The organism is Gardnerella sp. 2492 (genome assembly GCF_050320365.1).
Classification (GTDB): domain Bacteria; phylum Actinomycetota; class Actinomycetes; order Actinomycetales; family Bifidobacteriaceae; genus Bifidobacterium.
Window position 1 is genome coordinate 1,371,788 of the sequence record NZ_CP186952.1, and the last position, 20,092, is coordinate 1,391,879.

Sequence of the window (20,092 nt, forward strand, 5' to 3'; positions counted from 1 at the left end):
TTTCGTATGCACAAAATAAAGATTTAACGAAGACTTGGCGCTTGCAAAACGAGTGCTGTAGGACGTGTGGCATTAAAGAAAATGTGGCACAAAAAAATTAATAACATACATTTAATGAGGTATTTATTATGAAAAACAAGTTATTTGCATCAGTTCCAGAGATTATTTTGGGAATTCTTATTGCTATATCGCCATTGACATTCGCAAAACCATGCCAATCTGGCGGTATGCACAAAATGTCCATGATGATGCAACCTATGGCATGCCACTACACGGGAAGAGCAGCACTAGGTATTGGAATTGTTATTGCAGTTCTTGGATTGATTTCTCTATTAGTAAAAGAAAGCGTACGTATAGGCTTAAATATTGCCGTTATAATTAACGCATTACTTGTTATGGCAGTTCCTACATGCTTAATTGGTGTATGCAAGAACCCAATGATGCCTTGCAATTCTGTAACCCGACCAACATTAATTCTCTTAGCAGTTCTAGCTGCAGTATTTGCAGCAGTTGCAGTATACCTTGATTTGAAGTCTACTGACCGCTAAAAATTTCATCCTGTAATGGTTGTAATAATTACAACCATTACAGCGATTGCAACATATATCGCTAACTATAAACGAATATTATGCGAACTGTTACATTACGAAAGCTGCCGCTTAAAAATCTTGCAAGCAAGCCACTTAAAACTGCTGCTCTAATAATAGTTACAGCATGCCTTGCGGCAATATTTTTCGGCGGCTCATTACTTTCTATGAACCTTTCACAAGGTTTAAATAGCATGAAAGAACGTCTCGGTGCGGATATTATGGTAATTCCACATGGGACAAATCTGAAAGCAGAAGCGCTACTAACCAATGGCGGATCTAGCACATTTTATTTTACGAACAACATTGAAAACATGGTTCGTAAAGCTGAAGGTGTACAAAAAGCTAGCGGACAAACATATATTTCCTCACTATCTGCAGGATGCTGTGCAGAAAAGTTGCAAATCATAGGATTTGATCCAAATTCAGATTTTGTAATCGGCCCATGGATTTACTCTCAACACAAAAAGACTTTGCAGCAAGGTGAGATGATTGCTGGAGCTAATGTAGTAGTATCATACGATCACAAAATACGCTTATTTGGGCATAGTTGGCCTGTTTCTGCTCAGCTTGCAAAAACTGGAACGAGTTTAGATAACTCAGTGTTTGTAAGTAGACAGAGCATACCGCAAGTAGTTGAGTATTCAGCCAAAGTTGGTCACACTGCTATACCAAAGCAATACGTGCGAAAAGTTATTTCAGCAGTATTAGTCAAAGTGAAAAAAGGTTATACTCCTAAGCAAGTAGCAGAAAATATTAAAAAAGCAACAGGATTGCCAAGTATAGGTACAGTTTTTCCTGGAGGCATAACAGCAACAACTCAAGCAAATATTGGGGTGTTCATACGAACCGTATCAATTTTAGTTATCGTATTTTGGGTTGTTGGAATATTAGTGCTAATAGCAGTATTTTCTTCCGCTGTGAACGAGCGTAAAAAAGAGTTTGCTTCTCTTCGCATACTAGGACTAACTCGTAGAATGTTACTAACTATGGTAATTAGAGAGTCTACAGTAGTAGGATTTGCAGGCGGAATTATAGGAGTATCTTGTGCTTCTTTAATACTTTTCCCATATAGTACTTTGATCTCACAACAGTTGCAGCTTCCATATCTTGAAATAACTGCACTGCCTATTATCACTTTGCTTATTTTAAGTATTGCGTTATCTCTCGTAACTGTTTTTGCGGCTTCTTTGTTCACAACATTGCGAATTGCTATGAACGAAACGTATATTACGCTTAGAGAAGGCGAGTGATTTATGTGTGAAGAAGTTTTGAAAGTAAAGAATGTTACTAGAGAGTTTATGCGCAGAAAACGCAAATTTGCTGCAGTAAATGACGTAACTTTTTCACTTAAATCAGGAGATTTTGCGGCTATTGTTGGAAGATCTGGTAATGGAAAATCTACGCTGCTTAATCTTATTGCTGGTTTATTAAAACCTACAAGAGGAAGTATAAATGTTTGCGGATTTGAAATTTCGTCTCCTAATTTAAAAGATGATGAAGTTTCTAAATTGCGTGCTGAAAATATTGGTTTTGTAACACAAAGTGCTACGCTTCTTCCAAGTCTTACAGTCTGCGATAACATACTACTTTCGTTACAGATTGCTAAAAGCGCGGTAAAATCTGAAGAAGAAATAATAGATAAAGTAAGTGCACTACTAAAAAGACTTAATGTAGCAGACTTACTTTGGTGCTATCCTAAAGAACTTTCCGGAGGAGAAATGCGTCGAGTTATGATTGCTCGCGCAATTATTAATAATCCAAAATTACTCATATTAGATGAGCCTACAGGTGATTTAGATAGTGATAATACAAAAGTTGTTATCAAGATTCTTCAAGAAGCTGCTTTAAAAGGTTCCGCTGTGCTTATGGTTACGCATGATATTGATGCTGCGAATTGTGCTGACTGTGTATACACTATGCGAGAAGGAAGTTTAAGTTTATAGTCTTCTTATTTTCTGATTTTGCTTATTTGCGAAATCAAATAGTTAGAGTATAAATATCTATTTTATTCTGGCCGAAGTGTAGAATCAGAAACGATGCCTACTTTCGTATGCATCATCTGGAGCCTTAGCCCATCAGTGGGTCGGCGCGTAGAGTAAGTGTTTTGTAATACTTAGTTTTTCGCGTTCGTGTGTTGGTACACGAGGAAGCACTGGAGAGGCCGGCTCAGCGTGAGGAATCTATAATCTATTACGATTTTGCATTTGCTCGCGTTCCGTTCAGATAACGACAGAATATAAAGGATTAGCAATGACTAATATTCAGCGTTCTCGCCGTCAGGTGCGTCTTTCTCGCGCCCTCGGCATCGCTCTGACCCCAAAGGCTCAGCGCATTTTCGAGAAGCGCCCATATGCTCCAGGTGAGCATGGACGTACTCGTCGTCGCACAGAGTCCGATTATGCAGTACGTCTTCGTGAGAAGCAGCGTCTGCGCGCACAGTACGGCCTTTCTGAGAAGCAGCTTCGTGCAGCTTACGAGAAGGGTACGCACACTGCAGGTCAGACCGGTGATGCAATGCTCACCGATTTGGAAACTCGTCTTGATGCTTTGGTTTTGCGTGCAGGATTTGCTCGCACTACCGCTCAGGCTCGTCAGTTTGTTGTACATCGCCACATTTTGGTTGATGGCAATCTTGTAGATCGTCCATCTTACCGCGTAAAGCCAGGACAGACCATTCAGGTTCGTGCTAAGAGCCAGACCATGGTACCATTCCAGATGGCTGCTGAAGGCGTTCATCGTGACGTTTTGCCAGCAGTTCCTGGTTATCTCGATGTGAATCTTGCCTCCTTGAAGGCTACCTTGACTCGTAAGCCGGAAGTCGATCAGATTCCAGTTGAAGTCAACATCCAGTACGTCGTCGAATACTACGCTCGTTAATTTCGTCGATTTAACATTCTTAAGGACATACCGCTTGACCCCTGCTGTGCATTGCATAGTGGGGGTCAATGCGTTCTAAGAGTTTTATATAACAGTTGATTTATTTACTAAATTGTATTCTTTTATATTTGTGTTGTGCGCATATTAGAGTTGGGTTCATGATTACAATTACGACCTCGAATTTAAACGGTATTCGTGCAGCTGAGCGCAAAGGTATGCTTGACTGGTCTGACGCGCATACTCCAGACGTTTGGTGTATGCAAGAAGTGCGCGCTCCGCAGGATGCAATCGACCCAATTATGACAAAAATAGAAATGGGATATCGCGCGTCTGAAAATATAGAAAATCCTACAGAAAGCGATAATTTTACTTATACAAATGAAGTTTGCCGTGTGAAAGGTCGAGCTGGAGTAGCGTTAGTTACGTCTCTTCCTGTAGTTGAAAAACGCTACGGTTTGCCTGGCTTAAGTGAGGATGTTGATTCTGGGCGATGGGTTGAAACTGACGTGCGTACCCCTGAAGGGTATGAAATTACTATTGCCTCTGTGTATGTTCATGCTGGAAATGTAGATGATCCGCAAAAAATGCAGCAAAAATTCCGCTTTTTAGACACAATGCTTATACGTTTGGGGGAGCTTCGAGACTATGCGGCAAGTGGCGGAAATCAAGCGATTTTGTGCGGCGACTTTAATATTGCTCACACGCCGTTAGATATTAAAAACGCGAAGGCTAATGAAAAAAGTGCAGGATTCTTGCCAGAAGAGCGTGCGTATATGGACAAATGGATTAACGAGTACGAGTTTGTTGACGTTATGCGCATGCTTGCAGGAGATATTCAAGGACCGTACACTTGGTGGAGTCAGCGCGGCAAGGCTTTCGATAATAACGTTGGCTGGAGATTAGACTACCAGTTCGCAACTCCTGAAATCGCGGAAAGTGCGTGCGGATTCGTAATTGATCGTGCTGAAAGTTACGATGCGCGATGGTCTGATCACGCTCCGTTAAGTATAAAATATTCTGTCTAATACAATGAAGATACTAAAAAATAAATTAAATGCAGTTTTATATAAATTATTTCACTATTAGTATCGCAAAGTAAATGTATATATTAAGTATAGAAATTACGTAAGCTAATACGAGTATCAACAGTAATTAATCATCTCGTACATTCGCATATAGTGTGATACGAGTGGTAGTCTTGAAACGTTGAGTATCGTGACAGGATGAGCTATAAGAGAACGAATGTTTCTTATCTATAACGAGATTATAAAAAGATAAGAGCTTATAGCGTAAAAGAAATGAGGAACAATGGGATGGTTCAGCGCAAAGCATGGTTCGCATGCTGCTACAGATAAAGTAGCAAAAAATGAGAATAAGGATAAACTTAAGTCAGTAGAAAAAACTGAATATGGAAAAGGCGTAGACGAAGACGCAACTCTTGCGATTTCTGAAGAAAATAATAAAGCTAATAGTAATGCGAATATTAAAATAGGTCCATGGGATTGCGAAGATGAGAACGCTCCAAAAGATGATGATTATCTTGATTTTGGTTCAATTGAAATCCCGTATTTCAACGGCATTGAGTTGCGTATAAAAAAGAGTAATGAAAACAACCAAGTTTTAGGCGCTACTGTTACTTATGGATCTTCAAGCGTAGAATTTGAAGCTTTTGCTGCTCCAAAATCTGCTGGAATTTGGGATGATGTGCGCGCGGATTTGCTTTCTGGAAATGAGCAAGCTAAAGAAAAGCAGGGTGTTTTTGGAACTGAGCTGATTCTACCTATTAAGGTGGGGGATAAAATCGTTAATACTCGCATAGTAGGTGTAGACGGTCCTCGTTGGATGCTTCGTGGCGTTTTCTCTGGTCCTGCAGCAACTGAATCAATGGAAGATAATAAGGAAGTTCTTCAACTTAATTCCTGGTTTGCTTCCATTATTGTGCGTCGAGGTGATGAGCCATTGGCTCCACGCGATTTAATACCTATGCATGATCCTGTTACTAAAGAAGAAAAAGTTGCGCAGCAGAACGCAGAAGAAGCTCAAAAATCAGAAGATGCAGGAGATAATGATTCTGAAGTAAACACTTCCGATGCGTTAAAGAAAGATGATAGACCTTTGGGATATGACCAACAAGTGGATGTAAAAACTACTTTGAGTCGTGGTCCAATGTTCTCTGAAGTGCGATAGCAGTAAATTTAGCAGTATATAGCAGTAAATTTAATATATTTGCGAAGCTGTCAATGCTGGTAGTGCATCAGTAAAGAGATAGTAAATTTCTAACAAGTAGCAGTTGAAATAGTAGAAAGTTAAGTGCATGGATTCATCAGAGTCTTTACAGAAATCTCAAAAAGAATCTTCGCAAGAGTCGCAAGAGTCTCAAAAATTGCGAAAGTCTCAAAATACAAATTCTGAGCAAACCAAAAAACGCTCAGGATTGGCTTCTCTAGCTTCTATCGGAGCAAAAGATAATGAGTTTTCTGTAATCGAATCCATGGGCGGCGTTCGAGGCGTGATCGAATCAATGCTGCCAGGTTTGCTGTTTGTTGTCTGCTTTGTTGTAACGCACAATGTGCAAACAACAGTTATTGCATCGGCTACTCTTGCAGTTTTGCAAGTGGTGGCGCGACTTATTCAACGCCAATCGATTATGGGCGCGTTAAGCGGACTTGTTTCAGTTGGTATTTGTCTTATTTGGGCTTGGACTAGTCATCAAGCACGCGACTACTACATGATGGGCTTTATTACAAACGCTGTTTACGGTGTACTTCTTGCGATTTCGCTGATTGTTCGTGTGCCGGCGTTGGGTCTTGTAATCGAATCGATTCGTAAAATTCCTACGGAAAATTTTGGCAAGTGGCTTCACGAATGGCTTGATTATAAGCCACTTAAACGAGCGTACATGTATGTTACAGCATTGTGGATTGGTGTTTTTGCGCTGAGACTAGTTTTGCAAGTGCCATTATACTTAACGAATCACGTTGTGTGGCTTGGTACTGTACGTTTGATTATGGGATTGCCGTTCTGGGCGCTCGCGATCTGGGTTTCTTACTTGATTATTGCAACGCCGTTTATGCGACTTCATCATAAAAATCGTGAAGTAGAGCAGAGTGAAGTAGAGCAGAGCGAAGTAAATTCTAGCGAAGTAAATCAGATTAACTAAAATAAGCGTTAGAGAATCAGCTTAACAAAACGCAAAATTAAGGGGTAGTTTATGCAAGTGACGATGCGAATCGAGAGATATGCGGATCAAGGTAGATGCGTAGGTCATCTTGACGGACGTGTTGTATTCGTGCGATTTGCGTTACCTGGTGAGCTGGTTGTTGTGCGCATGGATGAGCCGATGCGTGCAAAAGCGCACTTTTTCACTGGCGAAGTTGTGGAAGTTTTGGAGCCTAGCGCGGATCGTGTGGAGCCGCAATGGAAGCTTGCTGGCCCTTTGGCTCAGGGCGGCGGAGTTGGTGGCGCAGATTTAATTCACGTTTCTTTGCCTGGGCAGATTCGTTGGAAGGCTTCCGTGATTGCCAATCAATTCCAGCGTTTAGCGCATATGGATCTTGTGGATAGCGATGTTAGCGTTGAGCGCATTCCGGGGGATGAGGAGCTTAACGGATTTAATTGGCGTACGCGCATGGAGTTGGTTGCGGATGATGAAGGGCGATTGTCTATGCGTAAGCGCGAGTCGCATGATCGCATTGCGATTGATACTATGCCACTTGCATCGCGCTCTGTTTTAGCAGTTGCGGATTCTTTGGATTTGTGGAATCGTTCTTTCTCGCCAAATGCGCAAATTCGCCTTGCTGTTCCAGAGCCTCGAGTTGAGGGTTTGGATTTTAATGATAAGTCTGCGCTTCTTAGTGCGATTGGCGAAAATTATGCGCTTATAGTAAATGATGAGCTGATTGCAGGCTCGGCTTTGTTGCGTGAGCGCGTGCGCGTTGCGGTTGATGGTGATTCGTCTCGTATGCGTACTTTTGATTACGATGTTGATGCGCGCGGTTTTTGGCAGATTCATCGTGCAGCTCCAGAGCATTTAGTGAACTATGTTTTGGGATTAGTTCGTTCTGCGCTTGGTGGTCGCACTAAGAATACTGTTTTGTGGGATTTGTATTCTGGTTCGGGTTTGTTTACGATTCCGCTTGCGACTTTGGCTAATGTTGGCGGAGATGTTGATGGTTCTGGCGCTTTTGGTTCTGCAGAGCCAGCTCGCGTTCTTAGCATTGAGGGCGCGCCGATTGCTGTAAAGAATGCAAGGCGAAACATTGGGCGCGCAGGTCTTAGCAGGGATGTTGTTGAAGCGCTTGAAGGCGATGTTGCGCAAACGCTTGAATCGCAGGTGTTTAAGGCGAGTAAGTCGTCTAAGATTGTGCGTCGATTTGCGCATCCAGATGTTGTTGTGTTAGATCCTCCGCGCGCTGGTGCTAAAGCTCAAGTTTGTAAACAGATTGCGAAGTCTGGAGCAAGAAGCGTTGTGTATGTCGCTTGCGATCCTACTAGTCTTGCTCGCGATGTTGGCACGTTTAAGGAGCTTGGTTACAGCGTTCAATCTTTACGCGCATTTGACATATATCCCAACACCCATCACGTGGAGACTGTCGTATTGATGTCAAGGGCTGATTAGGTGGGTGCATTTTTGCCCTTGTGTAGCAAGGCTTAGCGAGGGTTATCGTTAAAAGGTTTAGCGTATGGCGGCTTTAGGCTGGGTTCTTGCGGTTTTTGAGTGCGATTTTGCTGTTTGAGGGAACATATCAACGTTCTAGGGTCGAGTGCACAGGATGTTAACGTTAAAAAGTGCACACACTTTGCACCCAGCTAGAAGTTAGGAAATAGGAGTTTAGAAACTTTCCTGTACCGTATGAGGGAGAAACTGAGTATGTGTTTAAGATGCAAAGGCAGTGTCAAGAATTTTGTGTAAACTCCACTAGTTGTCAATCAAGCTATCAATCCAATAATATTTGCTTTTCTACGAAAAGCAAATATTATTGGATTTCGAATTTTTCGTGCAGGTCATAAGACGCTAATCCAAATCCTCTATGAATTCTTTCTTTAGATAATTCATTTTGTTCAATACAAAATACTCCTAGATAACGATTTAAACTATCCTCTGCTGGAAACTGTTCCTTTGCTTTTAATCGTTTTTTTAGTTGCTTATTGAGACTTTCAATTAAATTAGTCGTATAAATACTTTGACGAATTTGTTTAGGGAAGTCAAAAAAGACTAATAAATCGTCATAAACTGAATCAATACTTGCACAGACTTTAGGATAACGTTTGTGTATGTTTTCTAGAAATTCGTTTAATTTTTTCTCTGCATCTTCTTTATTGTTTGATTGATAAACTTTCTTAAGTGAATCTACTAATTCTCTTTTATCTTCAACTCTTACCTTCTTTTGTAATTGTCGGATTAAATGAACCCAACAAGTTTGATATTTTGCGTTAGGAAACACGCTTAAAAGAGCAGTCTTAACCCCACTAAGTCCATCTGTAATAAATAGTAAAACTTCTTGTAATCCTCTTTGTTTCAATGATTCCAACATTTCTTTATAGTGTTCAGCAGATTCAGTAGGATAGATTGCATAATCAAGAATTTCTTTACTGCCTTCTGGAGTAATTCCTACTAAAAAGTGAACAGCTTCCTTTTGAACAGTAGCTCTTCTTAAATGAACATACGTTGCATCAGCATAAATCACTGCATAACGAGATTGAACTTTTCTTTGATGAAATTCTTTAACAGAGTCTTCAACTTGTTTTGTAATATTTGTTACGGTAGTAGGGCTATAGTGATGACCGTAAATATCTTCGATACACTCTGCAATTTCACGGTTAGTAAAGCCTTTAGAATAAAGTTTAATAATAACCTCTTCTAATTTTTCGGAATTTCTTTTATAAGCTTTAATAATTTTTTGCTCGAATTCTCCGTTACGATCTCGTGGAATATGGATATTTAAAATACCATATTCTGAATAAATTTTACGATTATAGCCACCATTTCTTGAATTTCCGGTGTTATATCCCTCTACAGAATGTTTAGGGTAGTTTAAATGCTCTGTTAATTCAACTTGAAGTAATTGATTAATCCCATTTTCAATCGCTTCTTTTAATAAGTGATTAATATTGTCACCTTGTAATAGTCTTTTTGTCAATTCTGTGTTAAAATCCATTTAGAAGTCACTCCTTTGTTAATTTGTTTTGGTAGATTAATTATACAACTAGTGGCTTCTTTTTTTATACTCTTTTTTGTGTTTACACAAAATATTGTACACTCTCGATGCAAACACGGCTAGCAGAAAAAGTAGCAAAACTACTACAAACACAAGCACAGCCAAAACGCGTGAAGATATAGGCAGTCAGATAAAAGAACGCGCCGAGGAACTTAGAAGAAGTGCGAAAATACTAAACCAAAACCGTACCACCAACCCGCACAGAGGACACGGAAGATGAAACTAGGATCTCTCCTGAAACAGCAGACCCTAAACGATTCGTTTTTGTCATGCTGTTAAAGATAAGTTAAACGTTTTCTTGAGTATGTGAAATAATTTCTGTAAAAAGCAGATGAAAGATTCCAATAGGTACTCCTGCGATATAAACTAATTAAAGGAGGCCGAAAAAATGGCAAGAAGCAAAAAAGAAAACATCCACAAAGTGAAAATGACTGAAGGGAAGCGGAAAATCATCCAAGGACTTCTCCAAGAATACGAAATTAAAACGGCAAAAGATATTCAAGATGCACTAAAAGATCTATTAGGCGGAACAATCAAAAGAGATGCTGGAAGCTGAAATGGATAATCATCTAGGATACGAGAAATCGGAACGTAGCAACTCAGAAGATTATCGAAACGGCTACAAAGAAAAGACAGTAAACACAAGCTATGGTTCCATGTGCATAGAAGTTCCGCAGGATCGTAAATCCACATTTGAGCCACAGTTAGTAAAGAAACGCCAAAAAGACATATCAGAAATTGATCAAAAAATCATCTCAATGTATGCCAAAGGGATGACAACAAGGCAAATTTCAGATACATTGATGGATATTTATGGATTTGAAGTATCAGAAGGTTTCATATCTGACGTAACGGACAAGCTGCTACCACAAATAGAAGAATGGCAAAATCGACCATTAGATGAGATTTATCCGGTATTTTTTATTGATGCAATTCACTATTCTGTACGAGAAAATGGAATAATACGCAAACTTGCAGCCTACGTCATTTTAGGCATCGGCTGTAATGGCAAGAAAGATGTTCTAAGCATAGAAGTTGGTGAAAATGAGAGTGCAAAGTACTGGTTATCGGTCTTGAACAGCCTAAAAAATCGGGGCGTAAAAGACGTGATGATCATATGTGCTGACGGACTGGCCGGCATTCGTGAAGCTATATCTACAGCTTTTCCTAACACTGAATACCAACGTTGTATAGCTCATCAAGTCCGAAACACTCTGAAATATGTGGCAGATAAGGACAGAAAAGAATTTTCTAAAGATCTAAAGACAATCTACAATGCGGCAAACGAAGAACAGGGGCGCAAAAATCGAGATTATGTGACAGAAAAGTGGTCGACTAAATATCCCAATGCCATGAAACGCTGGGAAAGAGATTGGGATGTTATAACGCCTATCTTTAAGTTTTCAGCTGATGTTCGTAAGGTTATCTATACTACGAATGCAATTGAAAGTCTTAATGCAACTTATCGCAAATTAAATCGCCAAAGGAGCGTTTTTCCAAGCTCACAAGCGTTATTGAAGGCTTTGCATCTATCTACTTTTGAAGCTACGAAAAAATGGACTATGCCACTTAGAAACTGGGGTCAAGTTTATGGCGAATTAACGCTCATGTATGAGGATAGGCTACCTGAATAACTTGAAAATACCAAGCAAAAGAGCAGACAGGAAACACCTGCCTGCTCTTGACATGCAATTTCACATGAATTATATAATAAATAACTGCTAAGTAGTTGGAATAGTAAGCATCTGGGCTCATTAGCAGAAAATTATATCACAGGAAATCTTATTTACAGAGATTTATTCACACGCTCGTTTTCTTTGTCGTAATCACGCTTGAGCGTTCGGTGTCCTAGTATTCCTCCAATAGTAAAACTAGTAAGAGACACTATAAGAAACACTAACCAAGTAGGCATTCCTGTTCCTCCTGCTTAACAGTGGGTAGAAACCCATGTCCAAAAGAAGCCTTCTCCTAGGGCTACTAATACGGCTATTGCCGGATTTACTCCAACAAGCGCTAATGCAAATTGCCAAGCGCTAGCATGTAAAGTCCCAACTGCGCTAACTAGATAAGGGCACACATCTGATTTCGAAATCCTAGATTGTGCACTAGCTAGGAGGTAGGAGCGTTGTTCATCGTCAAGATTTTTCATTGTATTGGATAGTTGACTTACTAGCTCTTCACCTGAAAAAACTTTTATCGTTCCGTCATAGTTAGAAGCAATAACTGTTCCTGTCTCGTAGTTGATTGTTACAGTTACTGTTCCTTTATTAGGGATAGTAACTGAACTAGTTTTTATTCCTTTTAGGTCACCTCCTGCGAAAGCAGGGATTTGGGATGGGTTGTCTGTAATTCGGTTAAATGAGAGAGGGATATTTTCTATGCGATTTATTACTGGAGTTTTCTGCTCATCTGCAGTAGCAACTGCTGAGCCACTAAAAACTAGTGCAATGGAACACAATGCGGTAATAGCTTTGGTAAGTTTCATTTTTGCCTCCTTAATCAGTAGCTGCTAACACCCAATTGCACCCGTAACGGTCATGCATGGTAGGGATGTAGCTACCGGCATCATTGTGGTATCGATTGTGGATTCTGCGGAATCTGCAATCAAATTTGCCAGTTCACTTGCGTCTGTGAACACAGATTCAATGACCTTGTCTTCGAGTATGGTATCCTGCATCATTGAAGTTCCTTCTCTAGATTTTCTTGAGGTCAAGGTTTACGTATTATGATATACTTAAACCTAATTTTAGGTTACCACACTGTCACGACTCGGGCAATATTTCGATGGAATGAAACTGCGGGGCTAAGATATAAGATAGTTTTCTTCATGTAGCCCCTGACTACGTTGCTGACGACTTGACGCACTTGTAATACCTGCCGATGAAGATGACTGGCCAAAATCTCCCGAGCAACCTGTCATGATGAGTTTTGACGAATCTGAATCAATACTCGTGATCAAGAACCCGAACCTAGCGAGATACTTTGAGACAGCTTACGAGAAGGCAAGGAACTCATACCTCCTTCGTAACCGATTGCCTGATACTAGGTGGAACACCGAGAATTAGCACCATTTCTGCTTACCTACATGGGCAGGGCAAATGCCAAGATGTTTCCTTTTCGGTTTAGTATGAACTACTCGAAGGCAATCGCAACAAATGGATGTCTCATGCTTTATCTGTGCGGCGAGCAGAAGAAAGTAATTCAAGATGAATCCCCTCAGACATCGAGAATGTCCACGACGTCCTCAGTCAATTGTCGAAGGACTTGTTAATTGCTGATGCTTGCGTCTACGGGGGGTGACCTTAGGAAAATCTACCCGAAGGAGCTTCCCAATATCCCCGCTTCTCACCTAAGTCACATGCTCGGGTTCACCCAACGTCCTCAACAGGGGTCTTGTTCTAGGGTACAACCGCGTTTCCCTCTCATGTTGGGCGTCTTGCCATCATGTCCGCTAAGCTCTAATCAGGAGCAATAGCAATCCCGATAGCACATACTTTTTGGCGCCTGTGAAACCTTTTGGCACTTCACTTCTACTCACGGTCAGAGGGGGCACAAGGTAGTGATCAAGCAGTCAAGGTGTAGAAGAACTTCGCTCCTGGACTACGCAACACTCAAATAGTCTGAGAAGAATCACGTGTCTTACCTAGCCAGGCCACAATCAGGCGAAGAACCTAGGCAAGCAGTAACTACGCCGCTTGTATCCAATACGGACGCTTGTGCGAAATGATTTGTTGGCAATCAGAGAGCGTCTCAGAATTTTGTTACTTAAAATAAACCAAAGATTAAGAAGTGCAACTGAACTTACAGAAACTTATGAGCAGATTATAAAAGAGTTGTCAAAGATATATAGTGAGGCACCACAAACGACAGATAAGGCAGTGAAAGAAGCATCAATATCCATGAATATCAAAAGGGATAACGAGTTCTATGACGAGGAAATTAATGCAAATTTACCAAAATCTCTAAAAAGGAGTCAACTGTAATACGAAGAGGTATAACAAAGCGATATCAGTAGAGCAAAGAGAAAAGATAAGTAAAAGGTATCACAAAATAACATCAGCAATAAATGAAGAATTCTGGAAGATAAATAGTTCAATTGACAATAGTCTTTATGTTGGGTCATATGGTCGAAACACAGCAATTTGTACAAGTGACATAGATATTTTACTTTGCTTACCAAGTGCTATTTTCGATAGATTCAATGCCTTACGGGTAATTCACAGTCAAGATTATTACAAGCAGTAAAAACAGCAATAAAAGAAGCATATCCAAATAGTGATATTAGGGCTGATGGACAAATAATTAAAATAGCATTTTCTGATGGGATAATATTTGAATGTTTACCAGCTTTTAAGAATATATCAGGTTCATTTGTATATCCAGACTCAAACATTGGCGAAAATGGCTATCAACTAACCCTAAAGCGGAGCAGGAAGCTATACGTGAAAAAATAAGACTAGCAATGGTCTGCTCGTATCAACATGTAAGCATATGAGGTATATACGAGATAATTTTTTCAAAAGTTATAAATTATCAGGAACCTTGATAGATAGTTTTGCTTATCAAGCAATTGGAAGCTGGAGATTTACTGAATCTGGTGGCAGTGAACCATTTTATTATGAGAAACATTTGCTTGCGTTCTATAATGAGCACTGCTTTGGTTGGCTTTTGTCTGGAATGGGTGCTGCTGTTCGCAAGGCTCGTCACTAAGCATTGCGCGCATTAGCTAATGCACAGCTACCAGCGCTTGTAGTGTAGTGGCTTTGTAAATGCTAATGTTATACTTATGGTGGTTGTGGGTTCTCCTGCAGCCACCATTTTTCTAACTAATTGAATATATAAATTAATCAAAATTATTAATTAATCAAAATTATTATAGAATCGAGGCGACGCGGCCTATGTGTATTAAAAATTATAATTCGCAAACTGATTCTAAAGTTGAAACTTGTAAAGAGTGTATAGATAAAAAAATTTTAGACAGTATTAGTAGTTGTATAGGATTCTTTTATGTGTTTTTAGCTGCTATACCAGTATCAGTGGTATTTATATTTTATAAAACCGATACTTCTATTGGTCGTCTATTTATTCTTCTATTTATGCTAGCTGCCTATATTACTTTTATTTTCTTTTATGTATATGCAAAAAAAGTTGAATGTACAGAAATTCAAGATGATTTAAAACCTAATACCTTATATATGTTGATTCTAACGACACTTGTGGGTTTATTTAGTATTATATCTACTTGTATTAAGTCAGATGATTATATTAAAATCAATGCACTTGTTATTCTGTTAGTTACTTGTTGTATTGGTGTTAAAGTGAAATCTTACAATAATAAATACACCTTAGCTAAGATTGACATAGACTATATGTCTACAACAAATAAGTATTCGAAGATTGGAGAACATGAAATAGAGAGTAAACTTCTTGTTAAAAGGAAGTCTTATCTAAAGTATTATAAAGTAATGGAAACGAATTATCTTATGATGTCAGCGCTCTTTACATTCATAACATCTGTATTAGGCATTAGTTCTATTGGCTTATTATAGAATGTAGCAAGTTGTTCGTGCTAAGTATAGCTATGTAGTTCTTTTATTCCCGTGTATGCATAACATGTTGCTATGCATACACGGGAACATGGTTTTATTGGCTTCAATTCCGTATATTTAGTTTTTACCTGTCTATTTAGTTTTTACTGTTTTTATCCGTTTCATTCTTACTTGAATGAGATTTTATGTGTGTTATTAAATCTCTTAGGAACGAAATTGCTGGTAATGCCAATGGCGTCCATGACCATTGGTTATTTGTAACAAGGAAAGCTGCCAGTCCAGAAAGCAAGCATAAAACGAATAGTACAGCGCTTATCCATGTATTTCTTTTAGATGTTTCTATTTCTGCTTTAACAAGTTTGTCTTGTCGTTTAGACTCATCGACCGTAAAAGCATCTGCCTGATTAAGTATTCTTTCTTGTACATTCGTTGGGTACAAATTAAAACTTTCTGGATCTGGCAGTATTCCGCTCCATTCGTCGCTATAACCTAGAGTCTTGAGTGCAAATATAAGTGAAGCAGCTTGTTTTTCTTCAAAGGTAGTTGAATCTATTGTTTCGTTAATGTCATTTGACGTAATTCCGTCGACACTCCCAGCAGTATTCGAGTCATTCTTCGATTCATGATTTGTTTTTGAGCGTTCTTCATTGACGCCTGGCGATATTGTTCCAGCTTCTGAGTCTGATTCGTGCTCGGAATCGTCGGCATAATTGAAATCATTTTTCACAAACTCCTACCTTTTGCTAGTGCGGTTTGATTCTCAAATGAGAATTTAATAGTTTACGCAATATAAAACAGTCTACACAATGTAATGAAACTATTTTACATTATTGTTTATTGCTTAGCTAGTGTATAACAAGATTGTTTTTGATTAAAGCAGTAATGTTTATTGAGTTATAAAAGTGATTGTGTTTTTGTTTTAACATTTTATCTCTTATTTGTGTTGGCGTTGGTTGCGTATGTGTGTGTTTTAAGTGTTGAGTGTGTTGCTTTCGGTTTTGTTTGCTACTAGGGACATTCAAAACCGAAAGCTTTTTGTTTTTCACTCTTTTTGTTTTGAACTGTTTTAGTCTATGATCCCTGTTTTTTTGTAGTGTTTTTGTTGTTTTGTATTATTATTTGTTGTTTTTTTTTGACCAAGGGTATAGTGTTATCAAATTTGTCAAATAAGCTATTTGATTTGTGTAGTTTGTAGTGAATTATTTAAGTTGGATAGCGATTTGCGAGTAATTATGTAAGTTTGCATGTAAGCCTGCGTGTAAGTAGTTATGTAGTCTTGCACGCAAGTTTGCATTATTTTGAAAGAGTTTTATGGGAGAGCTGGTTGCTGTGAAGACGATTTTTAGCAAGAATAATATTTTTATTCGTATGAGATCTATTAGTCCGGCATTGCGCTGGGCTTTGGTTGGCTTCTGTTTTTCTATGCTCGGCAATCAAGCGTATGAAGGCTCGGTTTTGCCTATACTCGCGCTGATTTTTACCGCCGGTCTTCTTGTTGTTTTGCCGCAGCTACCAAACACGAGCTACGCTACAGACTAGGGATGTAGTTGTGATTTTGAGTATTCTAATTGTAGTCTATTTGCATAATTTAGTATTTGGGGGAATAACCCTATTCCTATTTGTTACAAGTAAAACTGAGAACACCTTATACATTTTATATATTATCAAAAATAACAACAACAATTGTATGGCAAAAAATTATGGAATAAGATGAGTACTAAACCTAATGATAGGTCTTTTATATATTGTAATTACAAAGGAGAATTTCTATGAAATGTCATATTTTTAAGTCTATTGCTGTAGTTGTTGTAGCATTATCAACCTGTATTTCTCTGGTATCAACTGCTCAAGCTAGTGAGATAGTGGATAACGAACCAAGTGTTGTAGAAAGTAATGTCAGTGATGCGAATATAGATAATTATGCTAAGCGTCTTGAAATTATTTTTTCAAGGTATCTCAAGTTTAATGAAATTAATAAAAAATGGACTATAACACAAGCAGGGGAGTTTTCTCATGTTCCGAAAGAAGTGCTTGAGAATTTAATTCATAAGCTCAATGCAAATGCATCTGTTGATAAGATTTCGTCTAATGATAATCATGCAGTGCGTTCGAAGGATTATGCTAAATGTATAATTAATGCTACTGGGCTAGGCACCCTTGCTGGAATATTTCGTGGTGCTTTAACAAAGTTACTTGAAAATCAGCTTTGGAAGCAAGCTGCTATGTATATCTTAAAGGCAGTTGGTCCAGCCGCATTTAGAGGTGGAGCTGTGGGTCTAGCTGCATTCTTAGCAGCTTCTGCTATTTGGTGTGCGACTCCGTGGAGTAAGTGAGGAGGATATTCTTATGTACAAGGTTCTTATGTTCGTGCTGAAGTTGGTTATGTTTACAGCTGTGAATTTTATGTTCCTTTACTTGTCGATGGTGGTATACGGCCATGATTTTGGTGTGATGTTCAAAACGTATGGGAATGCGCTCGGTCCGTTTACGTTCATGCTTGCTTTGATGACAACGATGTCGTTGCCTAATGAAGGAACTATTTTTGAGGGTAAGCGGCAAAAAAGTGTGTCTAAAAACCCGAGTTTTCGTTGAAATACCAAGGAAAACTTGCTGTAGTTAAGCTAAAAAAGCTTAACATTTAGTATTACTTGACATTGAAAACAAAAGGGGCTTAAAAGATAATCGTGCTATTACTGCATAAAATACTTAAGAAATTATCATAAGCCCCTTTTCGGCCTATAGACCTTCTTTTTAGTGGATTATATTTAGTCTAATTTTGTTAATCTTTAAAAATTTGTATTAGTTACAACAGTATATTTTACTTTTTCTCAATGATCGTTTTCTTTTTAACACACCATTTAGTATAAAATTTTTCATTCATACAATAATTTACTATAAGTCTTTCTTAAAATAATTAATAAAATTTATTATTTGTTACTGTTTTGTATTCATGACTTATAACTGTATTGTATTTTTTGTAAGAAGTAATAGTATCTCCTATTAAAGTTCTTAAATGAACTTAAAAGGAAATTAAATGAGTTATTATTTTTTTATTGAAAGGTGAATATTATGGGACGTACAGACTTCTAACGAATATGTATAATGACAATATCAAGAATAAGATGGTTAACTCCCAAGTATGAATAATTTGACTAGAAACTACTATCAAAATTTACTTATCTAGACGAATACACATTGTTGCATCCTCGGTAGGAGCTTTTCTATGAGAAATCACAATCACTAGCTTACTTTCCGATAACTCATGTATGACTTCGCAAACCAAGCCTTCTGAATCATCATCCAAATTTGAGGTAGGCTCATCTAAAATTAGAATTGGTGTATCTCTTAATATGCCTCTAATAAAACTGAGTCGTTGAATTTGACCCGCAGAAGCCTCTGAAATTACGTCAGAAATCTCAGAATCCAAACCTAATGGAAGATTATCCAAAAATTGTTCCAGATTAAGTTTTCGCATCCACTCAAGAACTTTCTCATCGGATATGTTTTTCCCTAAAGTTATGGATTCTCTAACATTTTTCCCATATAGGGGGGCATTTTGTAATACTAGAGTTACAAGATGCTCTCTAATATAGCTTCCTTCCAAATCGTTGATGTCAGTAGAATTAAATCGAATTACTCCTTTTTCTGGACTCAACAATCCAATTGTCGAAAGGGCAATCGTTGTTTTGCCAATTCCTGATGGACCTACAATTGCAACAAGACCTCTTGAGGGTGTTTGAAAAGTTAAATCTTTAAGTGCTAACAATGAGTCTTCTGAATATCTTACAGAGACTCCATCAAAAGATAGGCTTACATTAGAAAAAGAAGTTTTATCTAGGTGCAAGTCTTTAATAAGGTGTTTATCAGATTGACTTGAAATTAGAGGATGTAACCTTCTAATAGCGGCAGTCGCAGACGCAATGGTTCCAATTGCTGTTGTCGCACTACTTAATGGAGCAATCATCACAAACAAGAAAGTAATTATTATAGCTAGATTCTCATATGAGAGATCTGATGAATGTACTCTTACTCCACCTATAATTACAACTATTAATATTAATCCATTTGCCATGAGTGAAGATAATGGTGTTAGCGCGGACATAAAACGCGCGAAATGACGCGAAGAAAAAAACAGCTCATTTGCAGAAGCAATATATGAATGAAGAGATTTTTCTTCCAGATTATTTGACTTAACGAAAATAACATTAGAAGTAAATCTTTGAATTCCTTGTCCTATTTTAGAATAAGTTTCTTGTATCGATTTAGTAATATTATTAATAAATTTACCAGAGATAATAGTGATTAATAGGAGCACTCCTAGAGAAACAATAATGACAAGCGATAAAACCCAGTCAATGAGAAGTATTGTTATAACCGATGCAACAACAAGTAAGAATGCTCCAGGAAGCGATAAAACACTCTGGCTAACAATTTGACGGGCGACAGAAATATCAGTAATAATTCTTGATGTTAACTCACCATTAGAATAGTTTGACATTTCTTGCATCGATAAGTTAAATATTTTTTTCCCAGCTAAGACATGATAATTCAGTGTAAATCGTTGAGATAATAATTGGCATCCATAATTTATAAGTGCACCAATTAGCGAGTTGAGAATCAAAAATCCAAATAACATACCCAGCGTTAAAAGGTCAAGGTGACCCAAATCAGTATATGAACCTACAAGCTTACCAATCCAGAACGGTTGGATATATGTGACAAAGAACGATAAAAATGTTGAGAAGACAAGCATGCTTAATAGAACATAAGACCCTCTAATGCTTATTTTAATATCTTTCCACATACACGCTCCTTTATTTCAAATGATTGCAGATAGGGACTTCTCCCTATCTGCAAT

The 20,092-nt window shown here is 38.3% G+C and carries 18 protein-coding genes and 4 pseudogenes; 16 read left to right on the forward strand and 6 right to left on the reverse strand.

All coding sequences use genetic code 11. The features are described 5' to 3' along the window. The first annotated feature begins 128 nt into the window (after nt 1-128). The 8 genes and pseudogenes from ACPFYS_RS05365 (at nt 129) to ACPFYS_RS05400 (ending at nt 8,085) form a co-directional block, all read left to right on the forward strand. Nucleotides 129-548, forward strand: coding sequence for a DUF4418 family protein (locus ACPFYS_RS05365; protein WP_427876482.1), 420 nt, complete (start codon nt 129-131; stop codon nt 546-548). Between the two features lie 80 nt (nt 549-628). Beyond that, nucleotides 629-1,840, forward strand: coding sequence for an ABC transporter permease (locus ACPFYS_RS05370; protein ID WP_427876484.1), 1,212 nt, complete (start codon nt 629-631; stop codon nt 1,838-1,840). A 114-nt stretch (nt 1,841-1,954) separates the two neighbouring features. After that, nucleotides 1,955-2,533 (forward strand): annotated as a pseudogene (locus ACPFYS_RS05375) (ABC transporter ATP-binding protein); the annotation flags it as partial. Between the two features lie 307 nt (nt 2,534-2,840). Next, nucleotides 2,841-3,467 carry a 30S ribosomal protein S4 gene (rpsD, locus tag ACPFYS_RS05380; RefSeq protein ID WP_004113375.1) on the forward strand — a complete coding sequence of 209 codons (627 nt, stop codon included), beginning with the start codon at nt 2,841-2,843 and terminating at the stop codon, nt 3,465-3,467. Between the two features lie 158 nt (nt 3,468-3,625). Further along, the gene (locus ACPFYS_RS05385; RefSeq protein ID WP_427876486.1) at nt 3,626-4,492 is read left to right on the forward strand and encodes an exodeoxyribonuclease III; all 867 of its coding nucleotides are present in this window, start codon (nt 3,626-3,628) and stop codon (nt 4,490-4,492) included. A 283-nt stretch (nt 4,493-4,775) separates the two neighbouring features. Next, nucleotides 4,776-5,654: a DUF3710 domain-containing protein gene (locus ACPFYS_RS05390; RefSeq protein ID WP_427876488.1), complete on the forward strand. Its 879-nt coding sequence runs from the start codon at nt 4,776-4,778 to the stop codon at nt 5,652-5,654. A gap of 127 nt (nt 5,655-5,781) precedes the next feature. Continuing rightward, nucleotides 5,782-6,627 carry a DUF3159 domain-containing protein gene (locus ACPFYS_RS05395; RefSeq protein WP_427876489.1) on the forward strand — a complete coding sequence of 282 codons (846 nt, stop codon included), beginning with the start codon at nt 5,782-5,784 and terminating at the stop codon, nt 6,625-6,627. A gap of 51 nt (nt 6,628-6,678) precedes the next feature. After that, entirely contained in the window at nt 6,679-8,085 is a 1,407-nt protein-coding gene (locus ACPFYS_RS05400; RefSeq protein ID WP_427876492.1) for a class I SAM-dependent RNA methyltransferase, read from the forward strand. 358 nt (nt 8,086-8,443) lie between these two features. On the opposite strand, the gene ACPFYS_RS05405 is transcribed toward ACPFYS_RS05400, so the two are convergent. After that, complete coding sequence (locus ACPFYS_RS05405; RefSeq protein WP_004126753.1) at nt 8,444-9,625, reverse strand: IS256 family transposase; 1,182 nt, start codon at nt 9,623-9,625, stop codon at nt 8,444-8,446. A gap of 487 nt (nt 9,626-10,112) precedes the next feature. On the opposite strand from ACPFYS_RS05405, the pseudogene ACPFYS_RS05410 reads away from it, so the two are divergent. Continuing rightward, nucleotides 10,113-11,319: pseudogene (locus ACPFYS_RS05410) on the forward strand (IS256 family transposase). Between the two features lie 293 nt (nt 11,320-11,612). Here the strand turns inward: ACPFYS_RS05410 and ACPFYS_RS05415 are convergent. From ACPFYS_RS05415 to ACPFYS_RS05425, 3 genes are all read right to left on the reverse strand, one after another. After that, nucleotides 11,613-12,170, reverse strand: coding sequence for a hypothetical protein (locus ACPFYS_RS05415; RefSeq protein ID WP_427876494.1), 558 nt, complete (start codon nt 12,168-12,170; stop codon nt 11,613-11,615). Nucleotides 12,171-12,194: 24 nt separating this feature from the next. Beyond that, the gene (locus ACPFYS_RS05420; RefSeq protein ID WP_157754341.1) at nt 12,195-12,365 is read right to left on the reverse strand and encodes a hypothetical protein; all 171 of its coding nucleotides are present in this window, start codon (nt 12,363-12,365) and stop codon (nt 12,195-12,197) included. 123 nt (nt 12,366-12,488) lie between these two features. Then, on the reverse strand, nt 12,489-12,644 hold the full coding sequence (locus ACPFYS_RS05425) for a hypothetical protein (RefSeq protein WP_427876496.1): 156 nt from the start codon (nt 12,642-12,644) through the stop codon (nt 12,489-12,491). Between the two features lie 757 nt (nt 12,645-13,401). Between ACPFYS_RS05425 and ACPFYS_RS05430 the strand changes: the two genes are divergently transcribed. The 4 genes and pseudogenes from ACPFYS_RS05430 to ACPFYS_RS05445 all read left to right on the forward strand — a co-directional run bounded on the left by ACPFYS_RS05430 (nt 13,402) and on the right by ACPFYS_RS05445 (nt 15,234). After that, a complete protein-coding gene (locus tag ACPFYS_RS05430) occupies nt 13,402-13,668 on the forward strand; it encodes a hypothetical protein (protein WP_427876498.1) in 267 nt (88 codons plus the stop codon). A gap of 79 nt (nt 13,669-13,747) precedes the next feature. Beyond that, nucleotides 13,748-14,139, forward strand: a pseudogene (locus tag ACPFYS_RS05435) (SMODS domain-containing nucleotidyltransferase). An 88-nt stretch (nt 14,140-14,227) separates the two neighbouring features. Then, nucleotides 14,228-14,395 carry a hypothetical protein gene (locus tag ACPFYS_RS05440; protein ID WP_004111538.1) on the forward strand — a complete coding sequence of 56 codons (168 nt, stop codon included), beginning with the start codon at nt 14,228-14,230 and terminating at the stop codon, nt 14,393-14,395. A gap of 188 nt (nt 14,396-14,583) precedes the next feature. After that, the gene (locus tag ACPFYS_RS05445; RefSeq protein ID WP_004111540.1) at nt 14,584-15,234 is read left to right on the forward strand and encodes a hypothetical protein; all 651 of its coding nucleotides are present in this window, start codon (nt 14,584-14,586) and stop codon (nt 15,232-15,234) included. Between the two features lie 136 nt (nt 15,235-15,370). Here the strand turns inward: ACPFYS_RS05445 and ACPFYS_RS05450 are convergent, their stop codons facing one another. After that, nucleotides 15,371-15,961: a hypothetical protein gene (locus ACPFYS_RS05450; RefSeq protein WP_427876500.1), complete on the reverse strand. Its 591-nt coding sequence runs from the start codon at nt 15,959-15,961 to the stop codon at nt 15,371-15,373. A 602-nt stretch (nt 15,962-16,563) separates the two neighbouring features. Between ACPFYS_RS05450 and ACPFYS_RS05455 the strand changes: the two are divergent. From ACPFYS_RS05455 to ACPFYS_RS05465, 3 genes and pseudogenes are all read left to right on the forward strand, one after another. Next, nucleotides 16,564-16,710 (forward strand): annotated as a pseudogene (locus ACPFYS_RS05455) (MFS transporter); the annotation flags it as partial. 293 nt (nt 16,711-17,003) lie between these two features. Further along, on the forward strand, nt 17,004-17,567 hold the full coding sequence (locus ACPFYS_RS05460) for a hypothetical protein (protein ID WP_427876502.1): 564 nt from the start codon (nt 17,004-17,006) through the stop codon (nt 17,565-17,567). Between the two features lie 13 nt (nt 17,568-17,580). After that, nucleotides 17,581-17,826: a hypothetical protein gene (locus ACPFYS_RS05465; protein ID WP_410313236.1), complete on the forward strand. Its 246-nt coding sequence runs from the start codon at nt 17,581-17,583 to the stop codon at nt 17,824-17,826. Between the two features lie 580 nt (nt 17,827-18,406). On the opposite strand, the gene ACPFYS_RS05470 is transcribed toward ACPFYS_RS05465, so the two are convergent. Beyond that, nucleotides 18,407-20,038 (reverse strand): ABC transporter ATP-binding protein, encoded by a 1,632-nt coding sequence (locus ACPFYS_RS05470; protein WP_427876504.1) that lies wholly within the window; start codon nt 20,036-20,038, stop codon nt 18,407-18,409. Between the last annotated feature and the right edge of the window lie 54 nt (nt 20,039-20,092).